This window comes from Caballeronia hypogeia (assembly GCF_001544875.2).
GTDB lineage: Bacteria > Pseudomonadota > Gammaproteobacteria > Burkholderiales > Burkholderiaceae > Caballeronia > Caballeronia hypogeia.
Genome location: NZ_FCOA02000003.1, coordinates 461,968 through 485,254, shown reverse-complemented (window position 1 = coordinate 485,254; position 23,287 = coordinate 461,968). Strand labels below are relative to the sequence as shown.

The 23,287-nt window shown below is 65.4% G+C and carries 21 protein-coding genes and 1 pseudogene; 11 read left to right on the top strand and 11 right to left on the bottom strand.

Translation table 11 applies throughout. The features are described from left to right. Window positions 1-8: 8 nt before the first annotated feature. The 5 genes from AWB79_RS08285 to cobC are packed head-to-tail and all read left to right on the top strand — an operon-like array spanning window position 9 to window position 4,164. Window positions 9-1,007 carry a FecCD family ABC transporter permease gene (locus AWB79_RS08285; protein ID WP_061167031.1) on the top strand — a complete coding sequence of 333 codons (999 nt, stop codon included), beginning with the start codon at window positions 9-11 and terminating at the stop codon, window positions 1,005-1,007. Next, window positions 1,004-1,780, top strand: a complete 777-nt coding sequence (locus AWB79_RS08280) for an ABC transporter ATP-binding protein (protein WP_061166886.1) — start codon at window positions 1,004-1,006, stop codon at window positions 1,778-1,780. The genes AWB79_RS08285 and AWB79_RS08280 overlap by 4 nt, the downstream gene beginning before the upstream one ends. 11 nt (window positions 1,781-1,791) lie before the next feature. Beyond that, the gene (cobT, locus tag AWB79_RS08275) at window positions 1,792-2,844 is read left to right on the top strand and encodes a nicotinate-nucleotide--dimethylbenzimidazole phosphoribosyltransferase (protein WP_061166885.1); all 1,053 of its coding nucleotides are present in this window, start codon (window positions 1,792-1,794) and stop codon (window positions 2,842-2,844) included. 1 nt (window position 2,845) lies between these two features. Continuing rightward, window positions 2,846-3,607, top strand: a complete 762-nt coding sequence (locus tag AWB79_RS08270; RefSeq protein ID WP_061166884.1) for an adenosylcobinamide-GDP ribazoletransferase — start codon at window positions 2,846-2,848, stop codon at window positions 3,605-3,607. Beyond that, a complete protein-coding gene (cobC, locus tag AWB79_RS08265; protein ID WP_061166883.1) occupies window positions 3,592-4,164 on the top strand; it encodes an alpha-ribazole phosphatase in 573 nt (190 codons plus the stop codon). The genes AWB79_RS08270 and cobC overlap by 16 nt, the downstream gene beginning before the upstream one ends. On the opposite strand, the gene AWB79_RS08260 is transcribed toward cobC, so the two are convergent. The 4 genes from AWB79_RS08260 to cobU are packed head-to-tail and all read right to left on the bottom strand — an operon-like array spanning window position 4,165 to window position 7,552. Continuing rightward, window positions 4,165-5,016, bottom strand: coding sequence for a cobalamin-binding protein (locus AWB79_RS08260; RefSeq protein ID WP_061167030.1), 852 nt, complete (start codon window positions 5,014-5,016; stop codon window positions 4,165-4,167). Window positions 5,017-5,054: 38 nt separating this feature from the next. After that, on the bottom strand, window positions 5,055-6,050 hold the full coding sequence (gene cobD, locus AWB79_RS08255) for a threonine-phosphate decarboxylase CobD (protein WP_061166882.1): 996 nt from the start codon (window positions 6,048-6,050) through the stop codon (window positions 5,055-5,057). 1 nt (window position 6,051) lies between these two features. Next, entirely contained in the window at window positions 6,052-6,993 is a 942-nt protein-coding gene (gene cbiB, locus AWB79_RS08250) for an adenosylcobinamide-phosphate synthase CbiB (protein WP_061166881.1), read from the bottom strand. Between the two features lie 7 nt (window positions 6,994-7,000). Beyond that, window positions 7,001-7,552 carry a bifunctional adenosylcobinamide kinase/adenosylcobinamide-phosphate guanylyltransferase gene (gene cobU / locus AWB79_RS08245; RefSeq protein WP_061166880.1) on the bottom strand — a complete coding sequence of 184 codons (552 nt, stop codon included), beginning with the start codon at window positions 7,550-7,552 and terminating at the stop codon, window positions 7,001-7,003. Window positions 7,553-7,608: 56 nt separating this feature from the next. Between cobU and AWB79_RS08240 the strand changes: the two genes are divergently transcribed. Further along, window positions 7,609-9,093, top strand: a complete 1,485-nt coding sequence (locus AWB79_RS08240; protein ID WP_061166879.1) for a cobyric acid synthase — start codon at window positions 7,609-7,611, stop codon at window positions 9,091-9,093. Here AWB79_RS08240 and AWB79_RS08235 read toward each other — a convergent pair. Beyond that, window positions 9,087-9,506, bottom strand: a complete 420-nt coding sequence (locus AWB79_RS08235; RefSeq protein WP_061166878.1) for a PaaI family thioesterase — start codon at window positions 9,504-9,506, stop codon at window positions 9,087-9,089. The two genes, AWB79_RS08240 and AWB79_RS08235, sit on opposite strands and share 7 nt — an antisense overlap. 178 nt (window positions 9,507-9,684) lie before the next feature. On the opposite strand from AWB79_RS08235, the gene AWB79_RS08230 reads away from it, so the two are divergent. Then, the gene (locus AWB79_RS08230; RefSeq protein ID WP_061166877.1) at window positions 9,685-10,311 is read left to right on the top strand and encodes a ParA family protein; all 627 of its coding nucleotides are present in this window, start codon (window positions 9,685-9,687) and stop codon (window positions 10,309-10,311) included. A gap of 52 nt (window positions 10,312-10,363) precedes the next feature. On the opposite strand, the gene panD is transcribed toward AWB79_RS08230, so the two are convergent. From panD to AWB79_RS08210, 4 genes are all read right to left on the bottom strand, one after another. Further along, on the bottom strand, window positions 10,364-10,750 hold the full coding sequence (panD, locus tag AWB79_RS08225; RefSeq protein ID WP_061166876.1) for an aspartate 1-decarboxylase: 387 nt from the start codon (window positions 10,748-10,750) through the stop codon (window positions 10,364-10,366). Between the two features lie 26 nt (window positions 10,751-10,776). Further along, window positions 10,777-11,610 carry a pantoate--beta-alanine ligase gene (panC, locus tag AWB79_RS08220; RefSeq protein WP_061166875.1) on the bottom strand — a complete coding sequence of 278 codons (834 nt, stop codon included), beginning with the start codon at window positions 11,608-11,610 and terminating at the stop codon, window positions 10,777-10,779. A 61-nt stretch (window positions 11,611-11,671) separates the two neighbouring features. Continuing rightward, window positions 11,672-12,457, bottom strand: a complete 786-nt coding sequence (locus tag AWB79_RS08215; RefSeq protein WP_061167029.1) for a segregation and condensation protein A — start codon at window positions 12,455-12,457, stop codon at window positions 11,672-11,674. A gap of 119 nt (window positions 12,458-12,576) precedes the next feature. Next, window positions 12,577-12,765 (bottom strand): DUF3460 family protein, encoded by a 189-nt coding sequence (locus AWB79_RS08210; protein WP_198398996.1) that lies wholly within the window; start codon window positions 12,763-12,765, stop codon window positions 12,577-12,579. Between the two features lie 379 nt (window positions 12,766-13,144). Between AWB79_RS08210 and AWB79_RS08205 the strand changes: the two genes are divergently transcribed. Both AWB79_RS08205 and AWB79_RS08200 read left to right on the top strand, forming a co-directional pair. Next, a complete protein-coding gene (locus AWB79_RS08205) occupies window positions 13,145-14,938 on the top strand; it encodes an autotransporter assembly complex protein TamA (RefSeq protein WP_061166873.1) in 1,794 nt (597 codons plus the stop codon). Window positions 14,939-14,973: 35 nt separating this feature from the next. Then, a complete protein-coding gene (locus AWB79_RS08200; RefSeq protein WP_061166872.1) occupies window positions 14,974-19,143 on the top strand; it encodes a translocation/assembly module TamB domain-containing protein in 4,170 nt (1,389 codons plus the stop codon). 89 nt (window positions 19,144-19,232) lie between these two features. Here the strand turns inward: AWB79_RS08200 and metG are convergent, their stop codons facing one another. Then, the gene (gene metG / locus AWB79_RS08195) at window positions 19,233-21,383 is read right to left on the bottom strand and encodes a methionine--tRNA ligase (protein ID WP_061166871.1); all 2,151 of its coding nucleotides are present in this window, start codon (window positions 21,381-21,383) and stop codon (window positions 19,233-19,235) included. A gap of 251 nt (window positions 21,384-21,634) precedes the next feature. On the opposite strand from metG, the pseudogene AWB79_RS40925 reads away from it, so the two are divergent. Continuing rightward, window positions 21,635-21,775: pseudogene (locus AWB79_RS40925) on the top strand (type II toxin-antitoxin system HicA family toxin); the annotation flags it as partial. After that, window positions 21,772-22,230, top strand: a complete 459-nt coding sequence (locus AWB79_RS08190; protein ID WP_332459659.1) for a type II toxin-antitoxin system HicB family antitoxin — start codon at window positions 21,772-21,774, stop codon at window positions 22,228-22,230. The pseudogene AWB79_RS40925 and the gene AWB79_RS08190, both read left to right, overlap by 4 nt. Window positions 22,231-22,461: 231 nt before the next feature. Here AWB79_RS08190 and AWB79_RS08185 read toward each other — a convergent pair whose 3' ends face one another. Then, window positions 22,462-23,118, bottom strand: a complete 657-nt coding sequence (locus AWB79_RS08185; protein WP_061166870.1) for a YiaD family glycine zipper/OmpA-like lipoprotein — start codon at window positions 23,116-23,118, stop codon at window positions 22,462-22,464. Between the last annotated feature and the right edge of the window lie 169 nt (window positions 23,119-23,287).

The window sequence follows — 23,287 nt, the reverse complement described above, 5'->3', positions numbered from 1 at the left end:
CGCGCGCGATGAACGCGGCGCGGGCATCGGCCATCTGGATCGCCCTCGGCATCGCGGCGCTGGCCGTGCTCGTCGCTTCGCTTGCGATGGGCAGTGTCGCCTTGCCGCCGATGCGCGCGCTGAGTGCGCTGCTGCACGCGCACGCCACGACGCCCGATATCGCCGATGAAATCGTGCTCACGCTGCGCCTGCCGCGCGCGCTCGCGGGCTTTGCTTGCGGCGCATTGCTCGCGCTGGCCGGCGCGCTTCTGCAAGTGCTGTTGCGCAATCCGCTCGCCGAGCCGTACGTGCTCGGTGTCTCCGGCGGCGCGGCCACCTTCGCGCTGATCGCGATGCTGGCTTCGTCGCCGTGGTGGGGCGTCGATCTCGCCGCGTGCTCGGGTGCGCTCGCATCGATTCTTCTCGTGCTCGGACTCGCGCGCCGCGATTTGTGGGGCAGCGGGCAGGACGCGTCGCCGCGCCTTTTGCTGACGGGCGTCGTGCTCGCGTCGGGCTGGGGCGCGCTGATCACGCTGATTCTGAGCATCGCGCCCGAGAATCGCCTGCGCGGCATGATCTTCTGGCTCACCGGCGATCTGAACGGCGCCGCGGCGCCGTGGCCCGCGCTGATCGCGCTCGCCGCCGCCATCGTTCTGATCTTGCCCGTCGCGCCGCAACTGAACGTGCTGTTGCGCGGCGATGCGGCCGCGTTGGCGCTCGGCGTGCCGGTCGCGCGATTGCGTGTGCGCGTGTACCTGCTGGCGTCGCTCGCGGCGGCCGCGGCGGTTACGACGGCGGGAACCATCGGCTTCGTCGGGCTCGTGGTGCCGCATCTGCTGCGGCTCGCGTTCGGCAATGATCAGCGCATGCTCGTGCCCGCCGCCGCGCTCGCGGGCGGCGTGGCCGTGATGGCGGCCGATCTCGCCGCGCGCACCGTGATTGCGCCCGCGCAATTGCCGGTGGGCGTGATCACCGCGATGATCGGCGTGCCCATGTTCCTGTGGATGCTGTTGCGGAGACCGCGATGAGCCTGCAACTCGACGCCATCGTTTTGCGCACGGGCGCGCGCACGCTCGTCGACGGTCTCACGCAGACGATTTCATCGGGCGAGGTGTGGTGCATCGCCGGGCCGAATGGCGCGGGCAAGACAACGCTCATCAACGTGCTCGCGGGTCTTGCGAAGCCGGCGGCGGGCAGCGTGTCGCTCGATGGCCGCGCGCTCGCTTCATGGCGCCCGGCTGAACTCGCCCGCGCGCGCGCCTTGATGCCGCAAGCCACGCACGACGCGTTCGGCGCGACCGTGCTCGATACCGTATTGCTGAACCGCTTCCCCTATCTCACCGGCTGGGGCTGGGAAAGCGACGACGATCGTCGCGCCGCGCGCATTTCGCTCGATCTGCTCGGCCTCGCTCCCTTGGCCTCGCGCGACGTGCTGACGCTTTCCGGCGGCGAACGCCAGCGTGTCGCGCTCGCGGCCACGCTGTGTCAGAACGCGCCGCTGCTGCTGCTGGACGAACCGCTTTCGCATCTGGATCTGCATCATCAGATCGATTGCCTGCATGCGTTGCGCGACGCGGCGAGCGAGCACAAGCGCACCGTAATCTTCTCGTGCCACGATCTGAATCTCGCGCGCAGTTTCGCGACGCACGCGCTCTTGCTCGACGGCCGCGGCGGCGCGCACGCCGGCCCCGTTGCCGACGTGCTCACGCCCGAGCGCGCGAGCGCCGCATTCGGCTATCCGCTCGCGCTGATCCGCGACGGCGCGTACGAAGCGCTCGTGCCCACCATTCATCGCCTTTAAGAGGAATTTCGATGTCCACGTTCAACGACATCCCGATGCCCCGCGCACTCGAGCACGCGCTCGAAGCCGAACTGCGCCGTGTCATCGATACGAAGACGAAGCCGCCCGGCAGCCTTGGCCGGCTCGAAGCGCTCGCGCTGCAGATGGGTCTGATTCAGCGGACCACGAAGCCGCGCATCGAGCGCCCAGCGATGATCGTGTTCGCGGGCGATCATGGCATCGCGAAGGAGGGCGTGAGTTCGTATCCGCAGGAAGTCACCGCGCAGATGGTCGCGAATTTTCTGGCGGGCGGGGCTGCGATCAACGCGCTGTCGCGCTCGGTCGGCATGACGCTCGAAGTGGTCGATGCGGGCGTCGCGACGCCGATTCCTATCGATCAGGGTTATGAGCGTCTGTCGCTCGGGCTCGGCACGCGCAACTTCGCGACCGAGTCGGCGATGTCGCGCGAGACCGCGCTCGAAGCCATCGCGCGCGGCGCGGCGCGTGTGCGGCATCACGCATCGCTCGGCACGAACGTGATCGGCTTCGGCGAGATGGGCATCGCGAATACGTCGGCGGCGGCGTGTCTGATGAGCCGCCTGTGTGGCTTGCCTGTCGACGAATGCGTCGGGCGCGGCACGGGTCTCGACGACCGCGGTCTCGCGCACAAGCGCGACGTGCTTTCGAAGGCGCTCGCGCTCCACGCGCACGAAGGCGATGCGATCGATACGCTCGCGACCTTCGGCGGCTTCGAAATCGCGATGATGACGGGCGCTTATCTCGCGGCGGCGTGCGAAGGCATGACGATTCTCGTCGATGGTTTCATCGCGACTTCGGCGCTGCTGGTTGCATCGAAGATCGCGCCTGAAGTGCTTGGCTATTGCGTGTTCGCGCATGCGTCGAACGAGACGGGGCATCGGCGCATGCTTGCGCATTTCGATGCCGCGCCGCTGTTGCAACTCGACTTGCGGCTCGGTGAAGGCACGGGCGCGGCGCTCGCGTTGCCGATCCTGCGCGCGGCCGTCGCGTTCGTCAATGAAATGGCGAGCTTCGAGTCGGCGGGCGTGTCGAACAAAGCCGATTGAGATGAACCGCCCGCTCGACGAACTGCGCTACTTCTTCACCGCGCTCGGCTATTTCACGCGCGTGCCGGTGCCGCGCTGGGTCGGCTTCGAGCGCGAGTATCTGAATGCGGCGGCGCGCTATTTTCCGCTCGTCGGCGCGATGGTCGGCGGTGTCGCCGCGCTCGTCTATCTCGCTGCGTTGCGCGTGTTTCCGCCGGGCGTCGCGGTGCTGCTTTCGATGGCCGCGACGCTCGTGCTGACCGGTGCATTCCACGAGGACGGGCTGGCGGATTGCGTCGATGCATTCGGCGGCGCATACACGCGCGAGGACGCGTTGCGCATCATGCATGACTCGCGCATCGGCGCGTTCGGCGCGATCGCCATCGTGATTGCATTGGCGCTCAAGTGGCAGACGCTCGCGGCGCTGCCGCCGCAACGCGTCGCCTGGACGATGATCGCCGCGCACGCCGCGAGCCGGGTTTTCGCGATCAGTTATCTCGTCACGCTCGATTACGTGCGGGCCGAAGGGAAGGCGAAGCCGGTCGCGCAGCGGATGGGTTTGGGGTCGCTTGCGCTTGCGTTGGTGTTCGGGTTGCCGTGGTTGTTCTTGATTGATTCCAAGCTCGCGTGCGTCACGATTGCGGCGTCGATCGTGTTGCGGTTCTTTATTGGGCGTTACTTCGTGCGTCGCATCGGCGGCTATACGGGCGATTGCCTCGGCTTCGCGCAGCAAGTGTTCGAGATCGCAATCTATCTCATCGGGCTTGCATGGATCTCGTACTGATTCGCCATCCGGAAGTCGCTATCGACGCGGGCGTCTGCTACGGGCAAACGGATGTGCCCTTGAAGCGCGATGTGCATGAACTCGCGCGTGAGTTGATCGCGCGCATGCAAGCGCTGAACGTGCCCGCATGTGTCGACGGGTGGCATACGAGCCCGCTTCAGCGATGCGCTTTGCTCGCGAAGGCTCTGGCCACCGACGCGCATATCGACGCGCGTCTCTCGGAGATGCACTTCGGCGCGTGGGAAGACCGCGCGTGGGACACGATCGATCGCGCGTCGATCGATGAATGGGCAGCGGATGTCACGCATGCAAGACCGCATGGCGGGGAGAGCTTCGCGCAGTTCTCGCGGCGCGTGATCGAGTGGTTCGACGAGACGTGCGCGAAGCGCGATGAAGCCGTGCATGTGGTCGCGCATGCGGGCGTGGTGCGCGTGCTTGCGGCTCATTTGCTTGGCGTCGAGCGTGAAACGGCGCTGCAATGGCCGCTCGATTTTGGCGCGATCGCAGGTTTCAGGCGCGTGCGCGATGAATGGCTGCTCGTGCGCTGGAACGCCTAGTCATTTCGGCCGCCGTTCGCGCGCCGTCTCCAGATCGCGGCACAGTTCCGCGGCACCCGTTGCAATCCGCGGCGTCGGCCGATTGATCAAATCACCATCGATCCCGAACAGATTCCCCCGCGCGACCGCCGTCAGCGAAGTCCATCGCTTCCACCTTTCGAGCGCGGGCAACGCGCGATCCGGCTTTGTCGCGCCAGGCGTCGACGTGACGATCGCCTCGGGATTGGCCGCGAGCACGGCTTCCGTCGATATCGTCGGCACGCGCGCTTGCTCCGACGCGAACACGTTGACGCCGCCGCATAACCCGATCACTTCGTCGAAGACGTTGTCGCGATTGAGCGTCATCAGCGGATCGTCCCAGACCTGGTAGAACACGCTGACCGGCGGCCTTTGCGCATAACGCGCACGCAATTGCGAGATGTCGCGCGTGAACGCATCTGCCGCCTGCTTCGCGATGGATCGTGTGTCGAGCAGCGCCCCGAGCTTGTCGATGCTCGCGGCGATATCGGCGAGATGTTTCGGCTCGCTGAAGTAGATCGGCACGCCGAGCGCTTTCAGTCGATCCATCTGCCGCGCCGCATTGCCATGCCGCCATACGACGATCAGATCCGGATGCAGCGCGACGATGCGTTCCAGATCGAGCGCCTTGTTGTCGCCGACGCGCGGAATCGACTGCGCCTCTTTCGGATAGTCGCTATACGAAACCGCCCCGACGATGCGCGCGCCGCCGCCGGCCGCGAACAGCAATTCGGTGACGTGCGGCGCCAGCGACACGACGCGTTGCGCGGGCGCGGCGAGCGTGACCGATGCGCCGGTGTCATCAGTAACCGTGATCGCATGCGCTTGCGTCATGACGAGCGCGGACACCCACGCGATCCCGAAACGCAGCTTCAAGCGCGAATCTCCTTCAACGCGAGTGCGAGGCGCGCCCAGTCGCCTTCCGCGCCGGGCAAGCCGATGCGCAGGCTCGTCGTCATGCCGGGCAGGTCGAAGAGGCGCGTCCAGATGCCGCGCGCGGCGAGCGCGTGCTGCAGCGCGGGCGCATCGGGCGTTTCGGTCCACGCGAACAGCGGCGTCGAACGCACGTCGAAACCGTGGCTCGCGATCAGCGCGGCCAGACGCGCGCCATCGCGTTGCAGGCGCGCGCGCGTGTCGCGTTGCCATTCGCGATCGCCGAACGCGGCTTCGACCGCGAAACGCGCCGGGCCGCTTACCGTCCATGCGCCGAGCGTGTTGCGCAGTTCATCGACGACGGCAGGCGCCGCGAGCACAAAGCCCGCGCGAATGCCCGCCAGCCCGAAGAACTTGCCGACCGAGCGCAGCACGACGAGACCATCGCGCGCGGTTTCATCCGCCAGCGAATCAGCGGGATCGACGTCCGCGAAAGCTTCATCGACGATCAGCGTGCCGCCTTTCGATGCAAGCCGTTCGTGCCAGCGCAGCAGCGTATCGCGTGAAAGTCGCCCGGCGGTGGGGTTGTTCGGATTGGCGACGATCACGTGATCGAGCGCATCGGGCAGTGCGTGCGCGTCGATATCGAGCGGCGCGACGGCGTGTCCCGCACGCGCGAACGCCGGCGCGTATTCGCCGTACGTCAGCGGCGCCACGCCGACCGTGCCGCGCGGCAGCAGCGCCGGCAACGCGCGGATCGCCGCCTGCGAACCGGCCACCGGCAACGCGAGCGGCGCGCCGTAATAGCGTGCGGCGGATTCGGCGAGACCGTCGTCTTCTTCGGGCAGACGACGCCACGCATCGGGCGGCACGGGCGGCACCGGATAGCCGCGCGGATTGATGCCCGTCGACAGATCGAGCCAGTCTTCGAGAGGAATCGCGTAGCGGCGCGCGGCTTCGCGCAGATTGCCGCCGTGTCGGACGGGACGTTCCATGTCAGCCACTCGTGGTCACACTTATGACGGCGACGATCAGCAGCACCGCGAGCCACATGAGCGTCGCGCGCTCGACGAGCCGCAATGCCGCGACCACATGCCTCGGATTCGCGCTGTGCCCCGCGCCGAGCGTCGGACGCGCTTCGAGCACGCCGTGATACACCGCCGCGCCGCCGATCAGCACGTTCAGGCTGCCCGCGCCCGCGGCCATCACCGGGCCGGCGTTCGGGCTGTCCCACGAGCGCGCCTGCGTGCGCCAGCAGTGCCAGGCCATGTGCGTGTCGCCGGCGAGCGCGTAGGTCGCGGCCGTGAGGCGCGCGGGGACGAAGTTGAGCACGTCGTCAAAGCGCGCTGCCGCCCAGCCGAAGCGCAGATGGCGCGGCGTGCGATAACCCCACATCGCATCGAGCGTGTTGGCCAGGCGAAACATCAGCGCGCCCGGGCCGCCCGCGACGACGAACCAGAACAGCGCGCCGAAGATCGCATCGTTGCCGTTTTCGAGCGCGGATTCGACCGCCGCGCGCGAGAGCGCGTTTTCATCGGCTTGCGAAGTGTCACGCGAAACGATGCGCGAAGTCAGCGTGCGCGCCGCTTCGATATCGCCGAAGGAGAGCGCGCGCGCGATCGGCGCGATGTGATCGCGCAGGCTCCTGGCGCCGAGCGCGAACCACAGCAGCAGCACATGCACGAGACCCGCGTAGGCGAACGGCAGCACGCTGACCAGCAGCCACGCCATGCCGACCGGCGGCGCGACCGCGACGAACCACGCGAGAATGCCCGCCGGACGCGCGCGAAAACCCGTGTTCATGCGTGCTTCGAGCTTCGTCGCGAGCGTGCCGAAACCGACGAGCGGATGCCGCGCGCGCGGCTCGCCGAGGATGCGATCGACGATCACGCCGAGCACCGCGAGCAGGGCCATCGCGTAAATGGAGAGAAAGAGCATCGCGGGTTCAGCCTTTGAGCGCGAGCGGCAGGCCCGCCACCATTAGCGTCGCGCGAGTGCTGGCGGCGGCGACGCGCTGATTGAGCCGGCCGAGCTCATCGACGTAAAGGCGCGTGACAGAGCCGAGCGGCACGACGCCCAGCCCGATCTCGTTGCTCACGACGATCACCTTGCCGCGCGTTTCTTCAAGCGCCGCATCGAATCGGGCGAAGGCTTCGCGCGCGTGGTCGGGCAGCACTGCGAGTTCTTCGCTCGCGCTGGCGGAAGTGAAAAGCAGATTGGCGAGCCACAGCGTCAGGCAGTCGATCAGCACGCAATGCCCGGCGCGATCGGCCTCGCGCAACGCGCCCGCGAGATCGAGCGGCGCTTCGGCGAGCGCCCAGTGCGCGGGCCTGCGTTCGCGATGCAGCCGTACGCGCTCGGCGAACTCGGCGTCACCGATGCGCGCCGTCGCGAGATACGTGACCGGCAGGCCGCTTTCGGCCGCGAGCCGCTCCGCGCAGGCGCTCTTGCCGGAGCGCGCGCCGCCGAGAATGAATGTGAGATCGCGTGAGGTCATCGCGATATTGTACTGAGGGGCTAAGATAGCGCGTCGTTCTACATGGGAATTGTCCGATGCCATTCACGCCTCGCGGCACGCTGATGATCCAGGGCACGACGTCCGACGCCGGCAAGAGCACGCTCGTCGCCGGTCTGTGCCGGCTCGCGCGGCGGGCGGGCGTGCGGGTCGCGCCGTTCAAGCCGCAGAACATGGCGCTCAACAGCGCGGTGACCGTCGATGGCGGCGAGATCGGCCGCGCGCAGGCGTTGCAGGCGATCGCGGCGGGCGTGGCGGCGCGCATCGACTTCAATCCGGTGCTGCTCAAGCCGACCAGCGATCGCGGCGCGCAGGTCATCATTCACGGTCACGCGCACGCCAATCTCGATGCGCGCGCGTATCACGCGTACAAGCGCATCGCCTTCGACGCGGTGCTCGCGTCGTACGGGCGCTTGCAGCATGACTTCGACGCGGTGATCGTCGAAGGCGCGGGCAGTCCCGCCGAAATCAATCTGCGCGACGGCGATATCGCCAACATGGGCTTCGCGGAACACGTCGATTGTCCGGTCGTGCTCGTCGCCGATATCGATCGCGGCGGCGTGTTCGCGCATCTGGTCGGCACGCTCGCGTGTTTGTCGGAGAGCGAACGGGCGCGCGTGCGCGGCTTCGTCATCAACCGGTTTCGCGGGGATATCGGCTTGTTGCAGCCGGGGCTCGACTGGCTGGAGGCGCAGACCGGCAAGCCCGTGTTCGGCGTGCTGCCGTATCTGCACGGCCTCACGCTCGACGCCGAAGACATGCTGCCGAGCCAGCCGCCCGCGCGCGCAGCGTCTGACGTGGCGTCGACATTGAAAGTGATCGTGCCGGCGCTGCCGCGCATCAGCAATCACACGGACTTCGATGCGCTGCGCGAGCATCCCCAGGTCGACTTCTCATACGTGCGCGCGGGCGTCGCGCCGCCGCCCGCCGATCTGATCGTGCTGCCCGGCTCGAAAAGCGTGCAGCGCGATCTCGCGTGGCTGCGCGAAAACGGCTGGGATCGCGCAATCGATCGGCATTTGCGATACGGCGGCAAGGTGCTGGGCATTTGCGGCGGCATGCAGATGCTCGGACGTGAAGTCGACGATCCGGATGGCGTGGAAGGCGCGGCGGGCTGCGCCGGCGGGCTCGGATTGCTCGATCTCTTCACCGTGCTGACGCCACAGAAGCAACTGGAAAATGTCGCGGGCGCGCTGACGCTCGGCGACACGCGAGCGCCCGTGCGCGGGTACGAAATTCACATGGGACGCACGTACGGCGCGGCGCTGGCGCGGCCGTTCGTCGCGCTGGATTCGGGACGTTTCGACGGCGCGATCTCCGACGACGGTCAGATCGCCGCGACCTATCTGCATGGCGTGTTCGACACGCCCGAAGCCTGCGCCGCGCTGCTCGCGTGGGCGGGCGTGCAGAGCGCCCAGGCGCTGGATTACCCGGCGCTGCGCGAGGCCTCGCTGGACCGGCTGGCGGATTCGTTCGCGGAATCGCTGGACATGGGCGCGCTCGAAGCTGCTTTCGCTCAATAAAGAATCATCTGCGTGCACCGGAACATCGCGATGAGCTTGCCGTCGCCGTTGGTCACCGTCGCGTCCCAGACCTGCGTGCTGCGCCCGAGATGCACGGCCGACGCCTTCGCGATGATCCTTCCCTCGCGCGTCGTCGACACATGATTGCTCTTCAGTTCGAGCGTCGTGAAGTTTTGCGCCTTCTCCGGCAGATGCGCGATGCACGCATATCCGCAACACGTATCCGCGAGACCGACGACCGTCGCCGCATGCAGAAAGCCGTTGGGCGCGAGCAATTCCGGCCGGATCGTGAGCTCGCCGCTCAACCGGCCCTGATCGAGAGAAATCAGTTGCACGCCGAGCAGCTCGGGCAGGCGGCCTTTCTGGCGGTTGCGAAGGAAGTCGAGCGTGACGTCGGGGCGGAGCATGGTCATGGGCGTTCGGTCAAAGGAGAGGAGGAAAGTCGTACGGCCGTTCGGCATAGATGCCGGCCGCGCGAGTTTTGCCGATAATATCAACGCTCGAAATCATGCACCTGTTCTCGTAACGACGAAAACCGCGCCCCGAACGCCCGCAGTCCGTTCGCGCGCACAACAAGATCCAGGACACTTAATGACCGTGATCGTGGTGGCAAATCCTAAAGGCGGCGTCGGCAAAAGCACGCTCGCAACCAATCTGGCGGGTTATTTCGCGTCCCAGGGCGAATGGGTCGCGCTCGCCGATCTGGACAAGCAGCGCTCCTCGCACGCGTGGCTTTCGCTGCGGATCGACACGCTGCCGAAGATCGAGGAGTGGGATATCGACGTCGATTCGCCCGGAAAGCCGCCCAAAGGTCTGGAGAAAGCCGTCGTCGACACGCCCGCCGGTGTGCACGGCAACCGGCTTTCCGTTGCGCTCGAACTGGCGGACAAGGTGATCGTGCCGCTCCAGCCGTCAATGTTCGACATCCTCGCGACGCAGGATTTCCTCACCCGGCTCGCGAAGGAAAAGGCGGTGCGCAAAGGCTCGATCCAGGTCGGCGTGGTTGGCATGCGGGTGGATTCGCGCACGCGCTCGGCGGAGCAGTTGCATCGCTTCGTCGAAGGGCTGGATCTGCCGGTGCTCGGTTTTTTGCGCGACACGCAGAACTACGTGCAGCTCGCCGCGCACGGGCTCACGATCTGGGACGTGGCGAAGAGCCGCGTCGAGAAGGATCTGGAGCAGTGGGAGCCGATCGTGGAATGGGTGTCGAAGAAATGAAAAAGCCGGCGGTCCGTGAGGAAACGCCGGCTTCGCGCGAGGCAAAAAGCGCTTACGTCCAGTTCTGCGTCGGTACGTGATCGCGGCTGCCCTTGATGCGGTTTTCATCGTCGACGAAAACCAGATTCGGCTTCCAGCCCGCCTTGATCTCTTCCTCGTCCACCTGCGCGAACGCCGCGATGATCACGAGATCGCCCAGTTGCGCGCGGCGTGCGGCCGAGCCGTTCAGCGAGATCATGCCGCTGCCGCGCTCGCCCTTGATGGCGTACGTGGTCAGACGCTCGCCGTTGTTCACGTTCCAGATGTCGATCTGCTCGTTCTCCAGCAGATTCGCGGCTTCCAGCAGATTTTCGTCGATCGCGCACGAGCCTTCGTAGTGCAGCTCGCAATGCGTGACGGTGGCGCGGTGGATCTTCGATTTGAGCATGGTGCGCTGCATGATGCTTCCTTCCTGAGTGCGTTGCTTCAGATTTCCAGATTGTCGATGAGGCGCGTCGCGCCGAGCTTCGCGGCCGCGACCACGACGAGCGGCGCATCCGCGTCCGCTTCGCCCGGCGGCAGCAGGTTCGAGCGCTTGCGGATGCTGATGTAGTCGGGCTTCCAGCCGCGCTCGGCGAGCGCGTTCATCGCGTCGCGCTCCAGCGCCGCGATATCGCGGTTGCCCGAGAGCATCGCTTCGCGCACGCGCTGCAACTGCTCGGCGAGCTTCGGCGCCTCGGCGCGCTCATCCGCCGACAAAAAGCGATTGCGCGACGACAGCGCGAGGCCGTCTTCATCGCGCACGGTTTCGGCGGCGATGATTTCCGTGGGCAGCGCGAACTGGTTGCACATGGCGCGCACGATCATCAGCTGCTGATAGTCCTTCTTGCCGAACACCGCGACGCGCGGCTGCACGCACGACATCAGCTTCATCACGACCGTGCATACGCCCGTGAAGAAACCGGGGCGGAATTCACCTTCGAGAATGTCGCCGAGATTGTGTGGCGGATGCACGCGATACTCCTGCGGCTCCGGATACATGTCGCGCTCGGTCGGCGCGAACAGCACGTAGACGTTTTCCCTCTGCAGCTTTTCGATGTCGTCCTGCAGCGTGCGCGGATATTTGTCGAAATCCTCGTTCGGGCCGAATTGCAGGCGGTTCACGAAGATGCTCGCCACTACCGGATCGCCGTGCTGGCGCGCGAGGCGCATCAGCGAGAGGTGGCCTTCGTGGAGGTTGCCCATCGTCGGGACGAAGGCGGTGCGATTCTGGCCGCGCAACTGGTCGCGCAGTTCATGGATGGAGCTGATGACTTTCATCGAGCAGGTGTCTCCTGTCGGGCGGCCTTGAGTGCCGCAACGAGGAAAGGGTAGGGAAAACTCAAGCGGGAGAATACGCGAGCCGCACGTAGATTGGCGCGTACGGTTCGGCCTGGGTGATTTCGATCAGCGCCTCGCGCGAGAGCTCCAGCATGGCGATGAAGTTCACCACGACCACCGGCACGCCGCGCGTGGTGTCGAACAGCTCCGTGAACTCCATGAAGCGCGCGCTCTGCAGGCGGCGCAGGATCACGCTCATGTGCTCGCGCACCGAGAGCTCCTCGCGCGTGATCTTGTGATGCTGGACGAGCTTCGCGCGCTTGATGACGTCGGCCCACGCGGCGCGCAGGTCGTTCATGTCGACGTCCGGAAAACGCTGCTCGGCGGCCTGCTCGATGTAAATGTCCGCGCGCAGGAAGTCGCGGCCGAGCTGCGGCAGATGGTCGATCTTCTGGGCGGCGAGCTTCATCTGCTCGTATTCGAGCAGACGGCGCACGAGTTCGGCGCGCGGGTCTTCCGCTTCTTCGCCGGTGTCGGCTTTCTTGACCGGCAGCAGCATGCGCGACTTGATTTCGATCAGCATCGCCGCCATCAGCAGGTATTCCGACGCCAGTTCCAGATTCGACTGGCGAATCTGGTCGACATAGCCGAGATACTGCGCGGTGACATCCGCCATCGGAATGTCGAGCACGTTGAAATTCTGCTTGCGGATGAGATACAGCAAGAGGTCGAGCGGACCTTCGAACGCTTCGAGAAAAACTTCCAGCGCGTCGGGCGGGATGTACAGGTCGTTGGGCAGCTTCCACAGCGGCTCGCCGTACAGATGCGCGATCGCGACGCCGTCGATGGTGTCGGGCGTCGAATCGGTGGCGGGCGTGGCGAGCGCGACGGCCCGCTCATCGCGCGCGTGTTCCCGCGGCTCGCCGCGCGGCGGTTGCGGCTCGTGGCCCGCGTCCGCGCTCACGTTCAGAAGTTCTGGTAGTAGACGTAGGACGTCTGCTTCACGCGCGATTGCTGCTGCTGGCTGCGCTCGTCGAGGTCGATCGGCTGCTTGTCCCACAGAAGCGAGCGGCCGCTGCGCTGTTCTTCTTCCAGCGACGGCTTCTGCTCTTTCAACTGATTGATGAACTGGGTGATATCCGACTGGTACATGATCCGGCTTCCTGGGTCGTTCCGTTGAGTCTTTCGTAGGGGACGATGCGTGTTCGCGTGCAATGACGCTGATTTCACGTCTTTTGTGACGAAGGCGGCGATGGCGGCAATCCGCGACGCGCCCGTGCGCCGCAATTTTACCGCAAGCGTGCGGCCCTCACGCATATCGGCGTGTGGATTCGAAGGCCGGCGGCGCACGCGCGTGCGTATTTCGCGGAACCCGGCGGCAGGGGAGCCGTCCAAGAGGCGCACGTGCGGCGCGAGCCGGCCATTTTTGCGATGGTCCACTGCATCGATGTGGTGAAATAGCGCCTGCGTCCCAAAGCGCGACGGCCGCACATTCACCTTTCAATCTCACTCTTTCCGATGCCGGAGGTCACGTTTGGCGGGGCGTTCGTTTGATCCGCTGCGCGCATTGCGCGCGAAGCCTGCGCCAGGGCGCTTGTCGGCCACGCGGCTCGTGGTGCTGGCGCTCCTTGCGTTCGGCTTCGCCGCGCCCGCGTTCGCGAAGTACGAGGTCGATATCGACGCGCCGCGCAGCGTCAAGAAGCTGCTCAAGGAGAACCTCGATATCGCCCGCTTCGCCAAACGCGACGACGTGAGCGACGACCAGTTCCAGTTCCTCGTCACGGCGGCGCCGAAGGACGTGCGCGATCTCGTCGCCACGGAAGGCTACTTCTCGCCGGTCGTGCGCACCGATGTCACGACCGATGAAGGCAAGCGCAACGTCAAGGTAAGCGTCGATCCCGGCCCGCGCACGATGGTTGCCTCCGTGCAGCTCAATTTCACCGGCGCGGTGGCGACCGAGGACCGCGCGCAGGAGAACGCGGCGCGCTTCGCTTTTTCGGTCAGCGAAGGTGATCCTTTCACGCAAAGCGGCTGGGACGACGCCAAGAACGCGGCGCTGAGAGCGTTGCAGGCGAAGCGCTATCTCGGCGCGAAGATCGTGCGCTCGCAGGCGCGCATCAATCCGCGCGCGCATCTGGCCGATCTCTCGGTGACCTTCGACAGCGGCCCGACCTTTACGCTCGGCAAGCTAGACGTGAGCGGCCCGAAGCGCTATCCGGCGTGGATCATCGATCACGTGAATCCTATCCGGGAAGGCGAGATCTACGAGGTCGCGCGCCTCAACGAATTGCAGCGCCAGATTCAGAACACGCCGTACTACGCGAGCGTGGCGATCGACGCGGACGCCGACGTCAACAAGCCGACCGAAACGCCTCTGCACGTGAAAGTCAGCGAGTATCCGTACAACAGCATCCGCTACGGCGTGGGCTACGCGACGGACACCGGGTTTCACATCCAGGGCGCGTACAGCTATCTGAATACCTTCAACGCCGCGTATCCGTTCACGATTTCCGGACGTCTGGACCAGACGCAGCAGTACGGTCGCGTGCAGCTCGCCATGCCGCCCGATTCGCGCGGCTGGGTGAACGCCGTGTTCGGCTCGTACACGATCACGGACGTCTCCAGCACGAAGATCTACAGCGCGCGCGTCGGTGTGCAGCGCTCGCGCTCGCGTCAGAACATCGACACGACGTATTCGCTCACCTTCTACGACGACCGCCTGACGCAGAACGACCCGAATCCGTCGACCGCGCGTGCGCTCGTGCCCGCGTGGACGTGGGTGCGCCGCGATGTCGACGATCCGCTGTTTCCACGGCGCGGCAACATCATCCGCGCGGAGGCGGGCTTCGCCGTCAAGGGCTTGCTGGCGGATCAGACTTTCGCGCGCCTCTATACGAACGCGCAGCAATACGTGCCGCTCGGCAAGAACGATCTGCTCGTGTTCCGCGCGGAATTCGGCGGCGTCTTCACGAGCGGACCGTCGAGCGGCGTGCCGGCGTCGCTCTTGTTCCGCGCGGGCGGCGCGAACTCGGTGCGCGGCTACAGCTATCTGAGTATCGGCAATAACGTCGACGGATCGATTCTGCCAACCAAGTACATGGTGACTGGCAGCAGCGAATATCAGCATTGGTTCACGCACGACTGGGGCGGCGCGGTCTTCTTCGATATCGGCACGGCGACCGATACCTGGGGCGAACGCGTGTTTCAGCCGGGCGTGGGCGTCGGCGCGCGCTGGCGCAGCCCGGTCGGTCCGGTGAACGTCGACGTGGCGTATGGCCTCAAGAACAAGAGCATCAAACCGTATCTGACGCTCGGCATCGCGTTCTGATGCGCGTGTGGAACGATGAAGGAAACTGAAACGGCATGACGGACCCGATCAAATCCGCGGACGCTGACGCTCCGCCGCCCCGCAAGGAAAGCGGCGAAGGCGGCGACGGCGGCGCACCCCAGACGCCGCCGCCGCGCAAAAGCGGCTGGCGGCGCCTTTTCCGCTGGCTCGGGGCGTTCGTACTGCTCGTCGTGCTGATCGCGGCGCTCGCGGTGGGCGGCGTGTTCTACGTGCTGACGACCGAGCGCGGCACGCGTTACGCGTGGGACACGGCGACCTCGCTGCTCAAAGGCCAGCTCACCGGCAAGCTCGGCGGCGGCTCGATCGCGACCGGCCTGCAGTTGCGCGATGTCCACTGGAAGGGCCACGACGGCACGGATATCGCCGTGGACAGCGTCTCGGGGCGCTGGGCGCTCACGCGCGAGCCGCTGCGCTTCACGATCGATTATCTGCATGTCGGGACCATCGACGCGCGCATCGCGCCGTCGAACGAGCCGAGCAAGAAGACCGAGTTGCCGAAGGACCTGCGCATTCCGATCCAGCTCGCGATCAACGATCTGTCGGTCGACAAGCTGCGCCTGCATCAGGGCACGACCACGACCGAGTTCTCGCGCCTGCTCTTCAATGGCCGCAGCGACGGCCAGCATCATCAGGCGACGGTGCAGCGGCTCGACACGCCGTTCGGCTCCGTGACGGCTTCGGCGAAACTCGACGGCGGCGCGCGGCCGTTCCCGCTGTCGGGCGACGCGGGCTATGCGGGCAAGGTCAACAACGAAGCGGTGAACGTGAGCGCGCGGCTGTCCGGCTCGCTCGAAGACCTGATCGCCGACGTCGACGCGAGCGGCATGAAGCTCAAAGGCCAGGCGCACGTCGAGGCGCTGCCGTTCGCCGACGTGCCGCTGAAATCGGCGCTCGTCACCGTCGATCACCTCAATCCGCAGGCCTTCGCGCCGGGCGCGCCCGAGGCCGATCTCGCCGTGCGCGCCGAGGTGAAGCCGGTCGAGGGCGCCGATCCGAAGGCGTTCGTCGTGAGCGGGCCGGTGTCGATCGTGAACGCGAAGCCCGGTTCGATCGACAAGAAGCTGCTGCCGCTGATCGACGCCCGCGCGAACGTGCGGCTCGACGCGTCCGAGCAGAGCATCACTGACCTGAACGTGCGGCTCCTGAAGAACGCGACCGTGACGGGCGGCGGCACGCTCAAGGGCGGCGACGGCAAGTTCGACCTCAAGGTGGCGAAGCTCGACCTGAACGCGATCGAACCGACGCTGCGCCCGACCGATTTCGCGGGGCCGATCGGCGTCGTGCTCGCGGGCAGCACGCAAACCATCACCGCCGATCTCAACGATCCTAAAACGACGATCCGCGCGCGGGCGTTGGTCAAGCTCGATCCGAAGCAGACTTCGCTCGACAGCGTGAAGCTCGAAGTCGGCAAGGGTCGCGTCGAACTGACGGGCGCGCTGAAGAAGGACGCCAATTCGAGCTACGACCTGAAGGCGAAGATCGTCGACTTCAATCCGCTCCTGCTGCAGCAGCAGTTGATCGCGCCGAAACCCGCGCCGGCGAAAAAAAGCGTCGCGAAAAAACCGGCCGCGCCGGCGCGCGTGATCGAGGCGCGCGTGAACGGCACGCTCGCCGCGACCGGCCAGCTCGCGCCGACGCTCACGACCAAAGCCACCTTCAAGCTCACCGACAGCATGTACGACAATCTGCCGCTGACGGGCGAGGGCACGGTGCAGGTCGCGGGCACGCGTCTGTTGCCGAGCAAGGCGGCGCTCTCGGTGGCGGGCAACGACGTCGATCTGAACGGCAGCTTCGGCGCGCCCGGCGACCGGCTGCGCTTCAAGGTCGATGCGCCCGCGCTCGAGCGGCTGGGCTTCGGCATTGCGGGCACGGTGAAGGCGGATGGCGATCTGACCGGCTCGATCGCGCATCCGAACGTCGCGGCGAACTATCAGGCCGATGGCGTCGTGTTCGGCGCGAACCGGCTCGGTCATGCGGAAGGCCGCGCCGATATCCGCGACGGCGCGAACGGCGCGCTCGTGTTCACGCTGAAGGCGCGCGACGCGAGCACCGAGGGCGTCGATATCGCGAACCTCGACGCCAGCCTGAACGGCACGCGCGCGCATCACACGCTCGACGTCACCGCCACGGGCAAGGTGCGCGGCCAGCCGGTGAATCTCGCGCTCGGCGCCAACGGAAAGTTCACCGACGCGCCCGACGGCCCGCACTGGGACGGCACGATCACGAAGCTCTCGAACAAGGGCACGCCGTCGCTGAATCTCGAATCGCCGCTTTCGGTGAGCTACGGACCGAAGCGTCTCGTGCTCGGCGCGACGCGGCTCGTCGCGGAAGGCGCGGTGCTGAACCTGAAATCCTTCGCGATGGAAAACGGCCGGCTGCAATCGGCGGGCACTTTGACGAACGTTTCCGTGCCGCACCTGCTCGAAGTGCGGCAGGAGCTGACCGGCGCCGAACCGCCGATCCGCACCGATCTGATCTTCGACGGCGACTGGAACTTCTCGCTCGGCGCGACGGCGACCGGCTACGCGCAGATCAAGCGCCGCAGCGGCGATGTGACGATCGACGGCACGCGCGGCCTGTCCGCGCTCGGCGTGACCGACGTGGCGGCGCGCGCGGACTTCAGCAACGGCAATCGCCTGAATGCGTCGCTGCATGTGCAGGCGAGCCGCATCGGCTTGATCGACGCCAACGTGCATACGCCGCTCGCCAATCGCGACGGCATGCTCACCATCGACGACAACGCGCCGCTCACCGGCGGCATCGACGCGAACATTCCCGAACTGCGCACGACCGGCGGGCTGCTCGGCGCGAACTATCTGCTTGGCGGCAGGATCGCGCTCAAGCTGGTGATCGCGGGCATCGTCGCGAAGCCGAATCTGTCCGGCTCGCTCACCGGCGACAACCTCTCCGCAACGGTCGTCGATCAGGGCGTGCAACTGAAGGACGGCATCATCCGGATTGCGCTCACGGAGAATCTCGTCGACTTGCAGCGCGTGGAGTTCCACGGCGCGAGCGGCACGCTGCGCGCGACCGGCAAGGTGCGGCTCGACCAGCAGCAGCCCGATCTGACCGCGAGCATCATCGCGGACAAGCTGGAGCTGTTCGCTTCGCCGGATCGCGAGCTGATGTTGTCCGGCAGCGCGAACATCGCGAACGCGGGGCTGCAGGGCGGCATGGCGATCGACGGCAAGTTCACCGTCGATCACGCGCTCATCGATCTGCCGGAATCGTCCGCGCCCTCGCTCGGCGACGATGTCGTGATCGAGCGTCCCGACGGCACGATCAAGGGCGAGAACCAGTCGATCACGGCGAAGACCGAGAAGCCCGTCGGGCCGTTCACGCCGCGCGCGAACATCGAAATCAATCTGGGGCAGAAGTTTCGCTTCAAGGGCGCGGGCGCGGATCTCGGCCTCGCGGGCACGATCACGGCGACGAGCGCGCCGAACATGCCGCTGCGCGCGGTCGGCAACGTGCGCGTGACGACGCCGGGTTCGTCGTACACCGCGTTCGGGCGCAAGCTGAACATCGAGAACGGCTTCTTCACGTTCAACGGGCCGGTGGCGAATCCGGGCATCAATATTCTTGCGATGCGGCGCAATCAGGAAGTCGAGGCGGGCGTTCAGGTGACGGGCACTGTGCAGGCGCCGGTCGCCAAGCTGATCTCCGAGCCGAGCGTGCCGGACAACGAAAAGCTCTCGTGGCTGCTCTTCGGCCACGGCACCGATCAGGGCAACAACGTCGGCCAGCAGAGCGCCATGACGAGCGCGCTCGCGCTGCTCGGCAGCAGGGGCGGGGCGAAGATCGCGCAGACGGTCGGGCTCGACGAGTTCACTGTCGGTTCGAGCGAAGTGGGGCTGACCGACCCGCAAGTCGTGCTGTTGTCGAAGGCGATCAACGAGCGCCTCGTGATCGGCTACGAGCAAGGGCTGCAATCGGCGCAGAACGCGGTCAAGGCGACGCTCAACCTATCGCGCTACTGGGCCGTGACGGCGTATGGCGGCACGTATCAGGGCGTCGATCTGTCCTATACGCGGCGCTTCAATTCGTGGGCGCGGCTGTGGGCGTCGTCGTCCTCGGCGGCGCGGGCGTCGGCGGCGGATTCGGCTTCGGGTGCATCGGGTGCGGCTGACGCGTCGGGTGCTTCGGATGCGTCCGGCGCGGATTCTTCGCACGACGCGGATTGAGCGGCTGAACCAGGCGGCCCAGCGGACGGCGCCGGCAAACAAAAAGGGCACGCGGTTTCGCGTGCCCTTCGTGCTTCAGGACGGCGTTCTTACTTCACGCGCATGCCCGGCTTCGCGCCGCTGTGCGGCTCGAGAATGTACAGGCCGGGCTCGGCCTTTTCGTCGCTGGCGGATGCGGCGAGCACCATGCCTTCCGACAGCCCGAACTTCATCTTGCGCGGAGCGAGGTTCACGACCATGACCGTGAGCTTGCCGATCAGGTCCTGCGGCTGATATGCCGACTTGATGCCCGAGAACACGTTGCGCGTCTTCTCCTCGCCGACGTCGAGCGTCAGTTGCAAGAGCTTGTCGGAGCCTTCGACGGCCTGGCAGTCGACGATCTTCGCAATACGCAGATCGACCTTCGCGAAGTCGTCGATGGAGATAACGCCAGGTTCTTCCTGCTTCGCTTCGGCTTTCTTCGTTGATTTTGCGGGAGCGGCGGCGGCAGTGGTCGCGGCGGCTTCCGCGCCCGGTTGCAGCGATTCGCGATTCGCGGCGAGCAGCGCTTCGATCTGCTTCGGATCGACACGCGTCGTCAGGTGCTTGTACGCGTTGATCGCGTGCGCCGACGACAACGGCTGGTTCGCATCGGCCCAGACGAGCGGGGCGATGCCGAGGAACGCTTCCACCGCTTCGATCAGCTTCGGCAGCACCGGCTTCAGCGCGAGCGACAGCAGGCGGAATGCCTCCAGGCTCACGCTGCAGGTTTCGTGCAGCGCCACGGCGTTCGCCGGGTCCTTCGCCTGTTCCCACGGCTTGGCGGTATCGACGTACGCGTTGACGGCGTCGGCCAGTTCCATCGTCGTGCGCAGCGCACGGCCGTATTCGCGCGCCTCGTAAAAGCCGGCGATCTGCGGAATCGCCGCACGCAGTTGCCCGATCAGCGGATGATTCATCGCGCTGTCCTGCACGCGGCCGTCGAAACGCTTGATCAGAAAGCCCGCCGCGCGGCTCGCGATGTTCACGTACTTGCCGACCAGATCGCTGTTCACGCGCGCCTGGAAGTCCTCCAGATTCAGGTCGATGTCTTCCATCGTGCTGTTGAGCTTGGCGGCGAAGTAGTAGCGCAGCCATTCCGGATTGATGCCCGTGTCGATCACGCTCTGCGCGGTGATGAAGGTGCCGCGCGACTTCGACATCTTCGCGCCGTCCACGGTGAGAAAGCCGTGCGCGAACACGTTCGTCGGCGTGCGATGGCCGGAGAACTCGAGCATCGCCGGCCAGAACAGCGTATGGAAGTACAGAATGTCCTTGCCGATGAAGTGGTACTGCTCGGCTTTGGCGCCCGGCTTCACCCATTCGTCGAAATTCACGCCGATGCGGCCCGCGAGATTCTGGAAGCTCGCGTAATAGCCGACCGGCGCATCGACCCAGACGTAGAAGTACTTGCCCGGCGCGCCCGGAATCTCGAAGCCGAAGTAGGGCGCATCGCGCGAGATGTCCCAGTCGGCGAGCTTCGCCTCGCCCTTGTCGCCCAGCCACTCGCGCATCTTGTTGGTGGCTTCGGGTTGCGCGAGGCCGCTCACCCAGCCGCGCAGGAAGTCTTCGCAGCGCGGGTCGGAGAGCTTGAAGAAGTAATGTGTCGAGGTCTTGCGGATGGGCGTCGCGCCCGAGACGACCGAGTACGGATTGACGAGCTCGGTCGGCTGGTAGGTCGAGCCGCAGACTTCGCAGTTGTCGCCGTACTGATCCTTCGCGCCGCACTTCGGGCACTGACCCTTGATGAAGCGGTCCGGCAGGAACATTTCCTTGACCGGATCGTAGGCCTGCTCGATGTCGCGCGCTTCGATCAGGCCGGCTTGCTGGAGCGCGGTGTAGATGGAGTCGCAAAGCACGCGATTTTCTTCGGCATCGGTCGAGTAGTAGTTATCGAACGAGATGCCGAAGCTGTCGAAATCGCGCTTGTGTTCCTTCCACACGCGCTCGATCAGCGCCTTGGGCGTGATGCCTTCCTTTTCGGCGCGCAGCATGACGGGCGTGCCGTGCGTGTCGTCCGCGCCGACGTAGTAGACCTCATGGCCATGCATTCGCAGCGTCCGAACCCAGATATCCGTCTGAATGTACTCGACCATGTGGCCGATATGAATCTGACCATTCGCATACGGCAACGCGGACGTGACGAGGATCTGGCGGCGGCCGTTTTCGTTGGCGAAAGCGGCGGGCGCGGCGGAGGCGGAGGCTGAAATCGGTGCTGACATAAAGGCGCGGCCCGTGGAAGTGCTTGGGGTTGGTAAAAAAATGCGGAATTCGATTTTAGCAGGGTGGGGGAAGGCGGGCGGGATCGGCACGGCGTGGGGCGAAACACTGCTTTCCTGCAACGACAAAATGCATCAAATAAGTTGCATTTTTCGCTTAGCAGGATACAACATTCGTGTTGTGTTTTGATCTCTCCGCATTGTCTGGAGGGATCATGAAGTTCAGTGAATTCAAAAGATGACTTCGCGAGCAAGGCGTCGAACTTACGCCAGGCAAGGGGAGTCACTTTCGCGCGACGCCCAATGGCAAGAAGCCCACGTTCCCGGACTACGGTAGCAAAGAGATCGGCAATGGAATCGCGGAAGCGATCAAGAGACAACTCGGACTGAAATGAGCGAGGGCGCAATGTTCTTTGGAGAATCCACCATCATGCTTTCCTATCCAGTCAATCTGGAACTCGACGCGAACAACACTTTCCTTGTTACGTTCCCAGATATCCCGGAAGCCATTACAGCGGGAGACGACGAGGGAGAGGCGCTGCTCAATGGACTTGATGCGCTTGAAACGGCCATCGAATTCTATTTCGACGACAAACGCGAGGTGCCCATGCCGTCCAAGCGCAAAAAAGGGCAACTCGTGGTGAGCCTGCCCGCGCTGACGGTGACCAAAGTCCTTCTCGCCAACGAGATGATCCGTCAAGGCGTACGCAAGTCGGAGCTCGCGCGCCGTCTCAACGTACATATGCCGCAAGTCGACCGTCTGCTCAACCCGCGCCATTCATCGAAGCTGGAAGCAATGGAAGCGGCGTTCCACTCGCTCGGAAAGCGCCTGAACATCTCGATTGCCTGAAGCGCGAAGCGCAAAACCACAGGCCCAAAAAAAACCGGGGTCCAATCGGGCCCCGGAGCAACAACGACAAGAGGAGAATGGCAGGTGATGGCTTGGCCATCCACCTACCGTAAAGACAGACAAGCGCCGCGCGCCCAAGTTTCAAAAATTTTTCAGACACCTGAACAACGCTGAATCGCTACCCGGCCATCCGCCTTCGCGAAGGCGGATTCTCCTTTCAAATCAACCGTTTTACTGAACCTGACCCGGCTGCGCGGTCGCGCGCAGATAGATTTCCACGCGACGATTCTGCGCACGGCCCGCTTCCGTCGAGTTGTCCGCGATCGGCTGGTTCTGGCCCATGCCCTGCGCCGACAAACGCTGCGCCGGCACGCCGTGCGTCGAGATGTACGAGGACACGCTCTGCGCGCGGTTCTGCGACAGCGTCTGGTTGTAGGCCGGCTGACCGGTGTTGTCCGTATGGCCGATGACGTTGGCGATCAGTTCCGGATGCTGCTGCATCGTCTGCGTGACGGAATTCAGCACCGGATCGAACGACGGCTTGATGGCGTAGCTGTTCGTATCGAAGGAAATCGAATTAGGGATGTTGACCTTGAGCGAGCCGTCCTGCTGCTCGGTCACCTGCGTGCCGGTGCCCTTCGAGTCGCCCGAAATCTTGTTCTTGATGTTCTGCCAGTTGTAGCCGACGATGCCGCCTGCTGCCGCGCCTGCGCCCGCGCCGATCGCCGCGCCCTTGCCGCCGCCGAAGATTGCGCCGATTGCCGCTCCCGTCGCAGCGCCCGCACCGGTGCCGACCGCGGTGTTGGTGCCTTGCTGCGTCTGGCAGCCTGCCAGAAGCGCTCCTACCAGCGCGACGACGGACAAGCGGGTCATCAACTTCGTGTTCATACTTGATCTCCTTGATTCAACGAACGATTCGGCGCCGGGCGCCGACAGTGCGAAAGGGTCTTCGGACGTGCCTCGGGACGAGCCTCTACAATATTGAGAAAGGCGCAGGACTGCCCGATGCGATGCGTCCCCGGAAAGATTTGCAGCGGGATAGTGCAATGCGCGCGAG